The organism is Pseudanabaena sp. SR411 (genome assembly GCF_002251945.1).
In the GTDB taxonomy this organism is placed as follows: domain Bacteria; phylum Cyanobacteriota; class Cyanobacteriia; order Pseudanabaenales; family Pseudanabaenaceae; genus Pseudanabaena.
Genome location: NZ_NDHW01000144.1, coordinates 1 through 7,217, shown reverse-complemented (window position 1 = coordinate 7,217; position 7,217 = coordinate 1). Strand labels below are relative to the sequence as shown.

Here is a 7,217-nt window from a genome sequence, read left to right as displayed (position 1 = left end):
CTATGCTCTCATAGGTCATATTTTGTTGCACCATCTGTACTGCAATGGCTCTTTTGAGTTCCTTGCTCTTGGGGTTACTCTCTATAAATTCAGTTAATTCTTCCAAGTCTTTTCTTTGATTTCTTCTTCTCTATTTTTCCACAACTCATTTAGGATTGCTATATGCAATATAAGTAGCGATTACAGCAATCAATGGAGTAAGCAAAGCACTGCAAACATCAACGATTTCCTTGACAGTCATAATTTAAAATTGTTGCTTTCAACTTGTGGTTAGACTAGACAATAGATAGTATAACTAAACCAAGAAACAATAATTGACAATTCACCGTGTTACGAGACATCCTTTTCAACTGATCGCTTTTTTGCGGAGAGATGAAGAGGAGATCGCTTTTTTTGTAGGGAGATGAAGGGGCGATCGCTGATTGTTGAGATTTGACTATGGGCGATCGCTTTGCAAAATTATGTTTAATGCGATCGCAGATTAGAATGTATATAGTCTTGTAATTTTGAACATCCTGCTATTAGAAATGTCTTATGCCAAAAGCTATTCAGGAACTCTATGCACAAGTTATTTCAAATCTTCTAACAACTGAGAGACTACAGTTAGCAATTCTGACTCTTAACGGCTTAGTTAAACAAGATGTTGCTGTTATTGATGATAGCGACACTTGGACAGAGAAGGATCAATTAGATTTAGCTACTTTTTCTCTCCAATATGCTGCGCTTGTATCCCAATGGAGTAGTAAATTTATGCAAGTAGAACTGTTAGAACAAATCTCTTCCAAAGATGCAGAAGTTATTTTAAAACTTTTGCCTGAGAGAATTCGTGTAGCAATTATTGCTCGATCCAAAGAAATTGATTATCCAATAGAAGCAACTCTTGAAATGGCGATCGCTAGTTTTTTGGATATAGAAGCTATAAGTTTTGCCGACTGCAACCCAAATCGTGGATATTAAAAGAGAACATAGGCGATCACTGGTTTCTGATGTTTGTTTAGAGGCGATCGCTTTGTTGTGAGGAGATGAATGGGCGATCGCTAATTGTTTTTGATTAGGGGTGATCGCTTTCCCAAATATCAATATTTAAGATTGACTCAATATCATTCCCAAACTGCCATATTTCAGGAAATTGAGTCTTTTTATATTCTTTGCGAACATCCTTAATAGCATATCGCCATGCAATGCTGAAATACTCATGCCAAATAGATTTGAAACTGGGATTATCTTCTATAAGCCACTCAATATGCTTCTGCTGTTCTCTTATTGTGCGTTCCCATCCATTGAACTCTTGAGGCATATCGATATATATACGCTTAAGTAAATGCTCTAACAAAGTATTGAGACGGCTTTTTAGCTCATCTTTTTTAGAACGCCCCAAATCCTCAATCTCCTCTATCAAATTTTCAAGATCCACATTATCAAAGTCTCTAGCCCTTAATTTGGATACAACATCTTGAGTCCAAAGTAGGTAATCAGATTCATATAAGGATTTCCGTGCAACCATTTGAGTCATTAGTTTGTAACTCCTTTGAGCAATCCAATATGAGTATTATAGCAATCACTAGTTGTTGATATTTGGCTAGGGACGATCACTTTGTTTTGTGCGAGGGAAAAGGCGATCGCAGTTTGTTGAAGTTTGATTGAGTGCGATCACAAGTTAAAATAATCCGAAAAGCATTAAAAATCTGATTTTCATGACACCAAGCGCATCTGAAATAAAACAACAGGCAAGAAATATTTTAGATGCGATCGCTTTCACCACCTTTGAGCAATACCAATAAATGCCATGGATTTTGAGCTTAAAGTCATGCTCTTTGTCCTTGCTCTTAGCGTTAATCTATAGGTAGCAACTTAGGTTAATCTAACCTAAGCGCAGGATGTCAAAGACATAGACAAACTGGTATTGCTTGGTAGACTATTGGCTAGTTTTTAAATCTGGTTTGAATATATAGAGGCAAGGAGCATATGCAGGTAGATGAACAGGCGGACAAAGAGGTAGAAACGTCTACAGAAATCAGTAATATATCGGGAGATCCACAAAGCATCTCGGCAAGAAGCAATCAAACTAGCAATATGAAAAACGCCCTAGAACCAAAAAGCTCCAACAAATTTTTAATCCCTGCGATCGCCCTTGCCCTAGCCGCCTTGGGTGTGAGTATTTGGTTTGTGATTGGGCGGTTTAGCAATAACCCACCAACATCAGCACCTGCCACTACTGCCAGTACAAAAGAACAGCCGAAAGCAATCAGTGCGTTAGGTCGCCTAGAGCCGCAAGGAGAAGTTGTCAAAGTTGCCTCACCTTCAGCGCTAGGTACATCGCGTATTGTGAAGTTGATGGTTAAAGAAGGCGATATGGTCAAGCAGGGACAAGTGATCGCCATTCTCGATAGTTACGATCGCTCAGTCGCCACTTTACTCCAAGCTCAAAGTCAAGCCCAAGAAAGCGATCGCAATCTCGCTAAAGTGCGTGCAGGCGCAAAAAGTGGTGATATTGTTGCCCAGGAAGGCAATGTCCTATCCGCAGCCGCCAATATTAAATCTCTAGAAGCCAATGCGGCTAGAATTAAATCTGAATTAGAAATTGCTGGTCGAGATTACAACCGCTTTCTAGAAGTGTATAAAGAAGGTGCAATTTCTCAAACTGTTCTCGATACCTATCGCCTCAAGGTTGAGACTTTACAAGGGCAGTTGATGCAAGCTCAGCAGCAAATTCAGCAAGCCCAATTTCAATTGCGGCAATCACAAGGATTACTCAGCAGTGTTAGAGAAGTCCGTCCCACTGATATCCAGTTTGCGGAAGCGCAACTACAAACGGCGATGGTTAATGTCAAGAAAGCTGAAGTTGATCTTGATCTAGCTCAAGTTCGCGCTCCGATTGATGGGCAAGTTCTCAAAGTCAATTCTAAAACTGGTGAATTTGTCAGTCAGACAAATGGAGTAGTTGACCTTGGCAATACCAGTCAGATGTATGTAGTTGCAGAAATCTATGAAACTGATATTGGCAAAATCAAGGTTGGACAGAAAGCAAGCATCCAAAGCGAAGCCTTTGAAGGTGAAATTACAGGTAAAGTCGATCGCATCGGGTTGCGGATTGCCAAAAATGATGTACTGGGAACCGATCCTGCTGCAAAAACCGATGTGCGAATTATTGAAGTCAAGATCAAGTTAGATGACAGCACCAAGGTTTCAGGGCTTACCAATTTGCAAGTCAGAGTCAAGGTAGAGGTTTAATAGGAGTGCAAAGCACTCTTAATTAAATCTAATTTTTTTAACGCTAGATGAAATTTTATGATTTTTGCTGTACCTCTTGCTTGGCTACAACTTACCTACGAAAAAAGCCGACTGCTGGTAGCGATCGCAGGAATTACCTTCGCAGTAGTTTTAATGTTTTTACAATTAGGATTCCGCGATGCTCTATTTACTAGTGCGATTCGATTGCAAAGTAATTTGGTGGGTGATTTAGTAATTATTAGCCCCCAATCTACTAACTTAGTGGGAATGCGGAACTTTTCACAACGTCGTCTTTATCAAGCCTTAGGAATGAAGGAAGTTGACTCAGTTAACCCAGTATATATCGGACTTGGAGCTTGGAAAATCAAAGAAGACCCTGCGGGACAGACTCGTAATATTTTGGTGTTGGGCGCAAATCCTGATGCCAAGGTTTTTAAAATGTCGGGCGCAGAAGCAAATATTGATCATGTCAAAACTCAAGATGTAGTTCTCTTTGATCGAGCTTCCCGTGCTGAGTTTGGTCCAATTGTGGGAGAATGTGGCACTTTAGCACTCAAAGCGAAGTTTACCGATGATGCTTTTGCCTGTAACAATCTCGTCACTCGCGAAGTTGCCAATCGCAAACTAACGATAGGTGGTTTATTTGAGCTAGGTGCATCCTTTGCCGCCGATGGTGCGGTGATTACTAGTGATACTAATTTTCTTCGTATTTTTGATAGTCGTCGTTCAGGATTAATCAATGTTGGCTTGATTAATCTAAAACCTGATGCATCACCTTACGAAGCAATGCGAAACTTCATTTTGAGTCAACCCAGTGATCATGTGATTTTGCCTCGCGAAAAATTGCAACCCGACGGTAAAAGAGTTCAGATTTTGTATAAAGAAAGTATTGATGCAAATGGAAAGCTGATTCGCGAAGAGAATAAAGATAAGGTGTTTGTCTATAAGACCGATCTCACGGTGGAAGATCTGAAAAAAACTCAGGATGCAGCGGTCGATGATACGCGGATTTTGACTATGGAAGGCTACATTGACTTTGAGAAAGGATATTGGCAAAAAAGTACGGCGATCGGCTTTATCTTTAGTCTTGGAACCGTGATGGGATTCATTGTCGGAATTGTGATCGTTTATCAGATTCTCTATACAGATGTTTCTGATCACCTTGCGGAATATGCGACGCTTAAGGCGATGGGCTATGGAAATTTATACCTAGCTCAAGTTGTCATTCAAGAAGCTTTTGTTCTATCGATTTTGGGTTTTATTCCTGGGTTAGGAATTTCCTTTGGGCTGTACAATCTCACCAAAAATGCCACGTTATTGCCTCTGTATATCTGGGATAAGGCAATTCCTGTGATGATCTTAACGATGGTGATGTGTGTGATTTCTGGTGCGATATCATTACGCAAAGTCCAATCTGCTGATCCTGCGGAAATTTTTGGATAGTTCTGTATTGCTTCGTGAGCAAATACAAACTCCAAGATTTTTTGAAAGCGTTGCAAAGCAACGCTTTCAAAAAATCTTTTGTGGTTCGTTCATGCTAGATTGATACAGCGAAGTTTTTTAGGCAGTATGTCCCATCCTATTTATCTGACGAAATCCGATCTCAAGACTGCCCGCAGTTGCACAACCAAACTTTATTACAAGAAGTTGGGCTATCCCACGGTCGATCGCGTTGATGCCTATACCAGAATATTAGCCGATGGGAATTTCATCATTAGTAAGATTGCTCACCTTCTCTATCCTGAAGGTATCTACATTTCGGCCAATCTTAACTCCGATGAAAACATCGCCAGTGCTGCTCAAGAAACGATCGCTTATTTACAACAGGAGAATGTGACTCTCTTTGAGCCAGTTCTTTATGCATCCCATAAGCTAGCCCGTGCTGATATTCTCGTCAAACAAGGCGATCGCATCGAGATTATCGAAATTAGATCTAAAGGATTTGATAGTAACGCTCACGAAAACTTAGTCAAATACCGCAATCTTTCTCTCTTTCGCAATAAACGTACTGGACATGTTGGCGGTGAATGGAGATATATCATCGAAGATGTGGCTTACCAAGTTGGGATTTTGCAAGAAATGCTAGCCGAGCATTTACCTGATCGCACTGTAGAGATTGCGCCTTATTTACTAGTTCCCGATCGCGCTAAAACTACAGCCATTGATTATCTCGCTTCCTATTTCCAAATTCAGCGTTTATCGACCCCTCGTAATTCTTTTTCCAAAATGAATGGAATTAAGGTTGATTTTATCGGGGATATTCAGGAATTAGAAAAAGATCAATTTCTCACTAAAGTTAGTATCGAAACTGAAGTTGCAGAATTAATCGAGCCGACAATTGCTTCTGCTCAGAAATATTTAGACTATTTGCTAGAGCGATCTTCTGAAATATTTGCGCCGATTAGCAAAAGCTGTAAAAGTTGTGAGTACCGTGCTAGCGAGCGAGATCCCCGTGATGGTTTTAAGGAATGCTGGGGTGATTTAGCGGATGTCGAGAACCATGTCCTCGAACTCTATCAAATGGGGCGCATTGGTGGTCATGAGACTCCTCTAGTCAATGAAATGATTCAGCAAAAGCAAGTCAGTATGTTTGATGTTCCCTTAGAAGAACTCACTGACGAGACCTATAGCTATCGTCAACTTATTCAGATTGAATACACGCAAAAAAACAAAGAATGGATTTCTGAGCATCTCCCCCAAATCGTGCAGCAGATAGAATATCCCATTCATTTTATTGATTTTGAGACTTCGCGCATGGCAATCCCCTATCGTGCAGGGATGCGCCCCTATGAGCAGGTTGCCTTTCAGTGGAGCTGCCACACAATCATCGAGCCAGATGCAGATCCCATCCAAACAGAATGGCTAGATCTCGAAAATACTTTCCCAAATTTTCAATTTGCCGAATCGCTGATGGAATGCCTAGGCGATCGCGGCTCAATCTTGACATGGGCAACCCATGAGAACAGTGTATTGCGCGATATCTACTATCAAATGCAAGCCTATGACTATCAAAATCCGCAATTACAAACATGGCTAGCGAATACCGCTAAGTTGGGCAATAAGGGCAAATCGCACCTAGTTGATATGAATGCGCTTACACTTAATCATTATTTTCATCCCTTAATGAAAGGACGTACTTCCCTTAAATGTGTTTTACCTGCGGTTTGGAAAACCAATCCCTACTTACATAAAATCCCCTGTTTTCAGGAATACTATCGAGAAGTTGATGGTGAAATCCTGAGTCCCTATGATGTTTTGCCGCAATTGCAAATAGGTGATCGCATTCAAGTGGTGAATGAGGGTGCTGGCGCAATGCTAGCCTATCAAGACCTGATGTATGGCGAAAATCGCGATCGGGGGATGGACAATCAAGCAGTGCGATCGCAGTGGAAAGAGTTGCTCTATCAATATTGCCGCCTTGATACGATGGCTATGGTAATTATTTGGAAACATTGGCAAAATTTGTGCAATAACCCATAGGGTAACCCTATGGGTTATTGCCAAACCAAGAAATTTGTTAAAAGTGTTGCTTTGCAACACTTTTAACAAATTTCTTGGTTTGGGTTTGAGCGCAAAGCGCTGTAATTTAACGCTTCTTGCCAAAACGCATGAAATTAATCAAGCGCTTGGGAAAACGCATTAATCCTTTCCAAAACTTTATGAGCAAATCTTCGATCTTGAGAACGATTTCATCAAGCCAAAGCAGTAACCTAATTACAGGATTATTGGAACGCCCACCAATATTTGCCTTGTTTTCAATCCAAGCTCGTAGAGGGCGATCGCTGTCAGTATCAGAACGCTGTTGATAGTTCAATAGTTCTTCTTCAAAAACCAAACTACCTTCCAGTTGATCTTGAGAAATTTGGGTAGTTGTGGTTTCAAAATTTTCTAGCTCGCCCGATGAATGGATGGCGATCCGATCTGGTGATTTACTAAATGCTACGGATTCATATTCCAATGGCATCGGCCAAGGACCATTGTCATCG

General features: G+C 40.7%; 5 protein-coding genes and 1 pseudogene. 4 read left to right on the top strand and 2 right to left on the bottom strand.

The window, feature by feature from the left end; all coding sequences use genetic code 11:
• The first annotated feature begins 750 nt into the window (after positions 1-750).
• Positions 751-957 carry a hypothetical protein gene (locus B9G53_RS29085; RefSeq protein ID WP_094533745.1) on the top strand — a complete coding sequence of 69 codons (207 nt, stop codon included), beginning with the start codon at positions 751-753 and terminating at the stop codon, positions 955-957.
• Between the two features lie 94 nt (positions 958-1,051).
• On the opposite strand, the gene B9G53_RS15165 is transcribed toward B9G53_RS29085, so the two are convergent.
• Positions 1,052-1,513 (bottom strand): DUF29 domain-containing protein, encoded by a 462-nt coding sequence (locus B9G53_RS15165; protein ID WP_094533743.1) that lies wholly within the window; start codon positions 1,511-1,513, stop codon positions 1,052-1,054.
• A gap of 452 nt (positions 1,514-1,965) precedes the next feature.
• Here B9G53_RS15165 and B9G53_RS15160 point away from each other — a divergent pair, with 452 nt between their 5' ends.
• From B9G53_RS15160 to B9G53_RS15150, 3 genes are all read left to right on the top strand, one after another.
• Positions 1,966-3,231 carry an ABC exporter membrane fusion protein gene (locus B9G53_RS15160; protein ID WP_094533741.1) on the top strand — a complete coding sequence of 422 codons (1,266 nt, stop codon included), beginning with the start codon at positions 1,966-1,968 and terminating at the stop codon, positions 3,229-3,231.
• A 57-nt stretch (positions 3,232-3,288) separates the two neighbouring features.
• Complete coding sequence (locus B9G53_RS15155) at positions 3,289-4,674, top strand: FtsX-like permease family protein (protein WP_094533740.1); 1,386 nt, start codon at positions 3,289-3,291, stop codon at positions 4,672-4,674.
• Positions 4,675-4,800: 126 nt separating this feature from the next.
• Positions 4,801-6,711, top strand: a complete 1,911-nt coding sequence (locus B9G53_RS15150) for a DUF2779 domain-containing protein (protein WP_094533739.1) — start codon at positions 4,801-4,803, stop codon at positions 6,709-6,711.
• Positions 6,712-6,817: 106 nt separating this feature from the next.
• On the opposite strand, the pseudogene B9G53_RS27455 reads toward B9G53_RS15150, so the two are convergent.
• Positions 6,818-7,217, bottom strand: a pseudogene (locus tag B9G53_RS27455) (hypothetical protein); the annotation flags it as partial.

What these genes read in the sequence shown, in the direction of transcription:
- B9G53_RS29085 (WP_094533745.1), top strand. Translation starts at nt 751, where the DNA reads ATGCAAGTAGAACTGTTAGAACAAATCTCTTCCAAAGATGCAGAAGTT.
- B9G53_RS15165 (WP_094533743.1), bottom strand. Translation starts at nt 1,513, where the DNA reads ATGACTCAAATGGTTGCACGGAAATCCTTATATGAATCTGATTACCTA.
- B9G53_RS15160 (WP_094533741.1), top strand. Translation starts at nt 1,966, where the DNA reads ATGCAGGTAGATGAACAGGCGGACAAAGAGGTAGAAACGTCTACAGAA.
- B9G53_RS15155 (WP_094533740.1), top strand. Translation starts at nt 3,289, where the DNA reads ATGATTTTTGCTGTACCTCTTGCTTGGCTACAACTTACCTACGAAAAA.
- B9G53_RS15150 (WP_094533739.1), top strand. Translation starts at nt 4,801, where the DNA reads ATGTCCCATCCTATTTATCTGACGAAATCCGATCTCAAGACTGCCCGC.